3 protein-coding genes are annotated in these 3439 nt (G+C 73.8%); 2 read left to right on the top strand and 1 reads right to left on the bottom strand.

Features of this window, described 5'->3' with window-relative positions:
- A partial coding sequence (locus AC1DY2_RS17390; protein WP_476763553.1) for an RNA polymerase sigma factor occupies nucleotides 1–1139 on the top strand: 1139 nt, incomplete at its 5' end.
- Here AC1DY2_RS17390 and AC1DY2_RS17385 read toward each other — a convergent pair.
- Nucleotides 1123–2331 (bottom strand): DUF2510 domain-containing protein, encoded by a 1209-nt coding sequence (locus tag AC1DY2_RS17385; RefSeq protein ID WP_476763552.1) that lies wholly within the window; start codon nucleotides 2329–2331, stop codon nucleotides 1123–1125. The genes AC1DY2_RS17390 and AC1DY2_RS17385 overlap by 17 nt on opposite strands.
- Nucleotides 2332–2433: 102 nt before the next feature.
- Between AC1DY2_RS17385 and AC1DY2_RS17380 the strand changes: the two genes are divergently transcribed.
- Nucleotides 2434–3439: hypothetical protein (locus AC1DY2_RS17380; RefSeq protein ID WP_476763551.1), on the top strand; the 1006-nt coding region annotated here is incomplete at its 3' end.

The following is a 3439-nucleotide window of genomic DNA, read 5'->3' as shown; positions in this document are numbered from 1 at the left end:
AGCAGGCGCTCACGAGGTGGCCGGATGCCGGTGTGCCCGACAATCCCGAGGGGTGGCTGTTGACCGTGGCCCGCAATCGCCAGCGCGACGCGTGGAAGTCGGCCGAGCGTCGCCTCACCGCCCCGCTCGCTGACGACGTCGGCGTCGAGACGCCGGCCGCGGCATCCGTCGACCCGCTGGCCGAGCTCGACCCGTTCGCGATCGGCGACAAGCGGCTGGAGCTGCTGTTCGTGTGCGCGCATCCGGCGATCGACGCCACCGTGCGCACGCCGCTCATGCTGCAGGTCGTGCTCGGATTCGAGGCGGCGCAGATCGCCACGGCGTTCGCGGTGCCGCCGGCGGCGATGGCCCAGCGGCTCGTGCGGGCGAAGCGCCGCATCCGCGATGCGCGCATCCCGTTCGTGGTGCCCGACCGTCGGGCGATGCCCGAGCGGTTGCCCGCCGTGCTCGAGGCGGTCTACGGATGCCACGCCATCGCGTGGCGCGCACCGGCCGACGTTCCGGACTCGATGGCCGGCGAGGCGCAGTACCTCGCGGTGACCCTCGCCGCCCTGCTCGAGCACGAGACGGAGGCGTGGGGGCTCGCGTCGCTCGTGACGCTGTCGCTCGCGCGGCGGGGGAGCCGAGGTAGCGCCGGTCGCGCGTCAGGCCCCGAGCCGGGCTCGTTCGTCCCGCTCGACGAGCAGGACCCGTCGACGTGGGATGCCGCGCTCATCGCCGAGGGGGAGGAGTACCTCCGTCGTGCGTCGGCGGCGGGGCGGCCGCCGGGCCGGTTCCAGCTCGAGGCCGCCATCGAGGCCGTGCATTGCGATCGCCGTCGCAGGGGCGTGACCGACTGGGCGGCGCTGCGCACGCTCTACGTCGCGCTGAACGCGGTCGCTCCGAGCCTTGGGGCGAAGGTCGCGCTCGCCGCGGTGATCGGACGCGTCGACGGCGCCGAGGCGGGACTCGCGGCGCTCCCGACGGAGCCCGAGACGTCGACGTTCCAGCCCTGGTGGGCGGCGCGCGCCGACCTCCTCGCCCGTGCCGGCCGCAGCGCCGAGGCATCCGCCGCCTTCGCCCGTGCGGCCGAGCTCACGGACGATCCGGTCGTGGGCGCCTACCTGCTGGCCCGGCGGGATGCTACGGCGCGTTCGTGAAGGTCGCGCTCGGGTACAGCAGGTTCGGAGCCGCCTCCATCGTGAGCGAGCCCGGGTCGTCGAGTGACCAGGCGACGCGCCAGCTGACCGACCCGCCCGGTTCGATCGTGGCGGTGGGCGGGAAGCCGACGTCGTCGGCCGGGTCGAACACCTCAGCCCCGACGTCGAAGACCTCGCTCACCTCCTGCTCGCCCGAGGTGAGGGTCGGGAGCGGCAGGGGCTGCAGGACCGCCGTCGAGTTGTTGCTGAGCGTCAGGGTGAACACGACCGAGTTCGCCCGCGTCGCGCCCACCGCGAAGTCGCTCGGCGTGTACGCCTCGGGCACTGAGACCGTCAGGGCGACGCCGTCGTCCCAGGTCATCGTCTCGCCGAACCTGAGGTCGCCAGCCGCCGGTGCCGCGGGCTCCTCGGGTTGCGCAGGCTCCGGCACCGGGAACACCGGCACGTCGGGAACCGCATCGTCGATCCCGCTGAAGAGCTCGCCGACCGCCCCGATCAGCAGCGTAACGAGCATGACGATGCCGACGATCGCGGCGATGATCGACACGACGAGCCCGGTGATCGCCGACCACTTCGCGCGGCGCAGCGACAGGCCGATGAGCGAGAGCACCAATGCGGCGACCACGAGGATCCACGCAACACCCGCCGCCGCCGGGATTAACATGCACACGAGGCCCGCGATCGCGACGACGAGCGCGATGATGCCCACGACGTTCGGCCCTGGGTTCGACGGCTCGGTGAACGGATGCTGCGGCAGCACCGTCGTGGGGCCTGCGGCGTAGCCCGCCATCCCCGGGTCGGCGCCAACGCCCACGCCCACGGCTGGGCTCGCGGCTGGGCTCGCGCTCACGGCTCCGACTGAGAACGGCACGGTCGGCGCGTCCGCCGGGTACCCGCCCGAAGCGTCCCACCAACCCGCCGACCCGGCCGGGGCGCCGCCATACGGTGACCCCGCGGCATCCGACCCGCGAGACCCCCAGACGAACGGAATCGTCGGACCGGTCGCTCCCACGGGCTGCGTCGCCGCGGCATCCGTCGCCTCAGTACCGCCCGACCCGCTCGCGACCTGCGACACGGGCTCGCCCGAGGCACTGGGCGCCACGTACTCCGTCCAGGCCTTGCCGTCCCAGTACCGCCGCCCGCCGGACCCGTCTTCGTACCACCCCGCGGGCGCCCTCGTCGGGTCGCTCATCTCTCGATGGTGACAGAGCGGGCGCGCCGCCGCATCGGTCGAGTTCCCAGCGTTGTCCGCAACCCACAGCCGCCACCCGGCGCCGCGCCTAGGATCGAACCCATGGCCGGATTCTGGGGCAAACGCAAGCGCGAAGATCCTGAGCTCGCCGCTCAGGACGCCGATCTGGCGAAGCGGGCGGGAACGGCGCTGGTGGCCGCCGACGAGCGCATCCGAGTCACCACCGACGAGCTCGTCTTCGCCGAGGCCGAGCTGGGGCCCGACGCGACCGCCGACCTGCGCACGGCGCTCACGGCGGTGCGGCAGCACCTGGGCGAGGCGTTCCGGCTGAACCAGCTGAACTTCGACGAGATCCCCGACACCGCCGAGGAGCTGCGCACCCGCAACGCGCGCATCGTGCAGCTCTGCGAGTGGGCCCAAGACCTACTCGACGAGCGCACGGCAGTGCTCGCCGACAAGGTCGCGCGGGCGCGCCGGGCTCCCGAGATCATCGCCGGCGTGCGAGCGGATGCCGCGCGCCTGCGCGCACGCATCCCCCACGCCCGCGAGACGGTCGAACGGCTCGCGGCCCGCTACGCGCCCGAGGCGCTCTCCCAGGTGGAGGCGAACCCCGCCGAGGCCGAGCAGCTCCTCGGATTCGCCGAGCACAGCGCCGGCGTGGCCGAGCGCCGCCGCGAGGCCGGGCAGCGCGAGCAGGCCAACCTCGCGCTCGAGGCGTCGACTGAGTCGGTGCGCCGGGCGGCCGCGCTCCTCGACGCGGTGGAGACCTTCGAGGTCGAGGCGTTGCGTGCTGAGTCGACGCTTGCGGCGATCGTCGAGGACTCCCGCGGCGACCTCGTCGTCGCGCTCAAGGAGCCGCAGTCACCCGGCGTCGTTAAGGCGATCGCCGACCTGCAGGCCGCCCTCGCCTCGCTCCCGCGGGCCGGCGTCAACACTGACCCGTTCGCCCAGCTGAATCGCCTGCGCGAGGCGAACGCCGGGCTGGATGCCGCGATCGCGGCGGCCCGCGAGCGAGCGGCCCGTCCGATCCCGCCCCTCGAGCACGTGCGCCACGCCATCGACGACGCCGACCGCCAGCTCGCGGTCGCCCGCGACGTCTTCGCCGGCT

Source organism: Agromyces sp. P1_H4 (genome assembly GCF_056405255.1).
The sequence above is the reverse complement of the archived record's forward strand: the minus strand, read 5'-3'. Positions and strand labels throughout refer to the sequence as shown.

What these genes read in the sequence shown, in the direction of transcription:
- AC1DY2_RS17385 (WP_476763552.1), bottom strand. Translation starts at nt 2,331, where the DNA reads ATGAGCGACCCGACGAGGGCGCCCGCGGGGTGGTACGAAGACGGGTCC.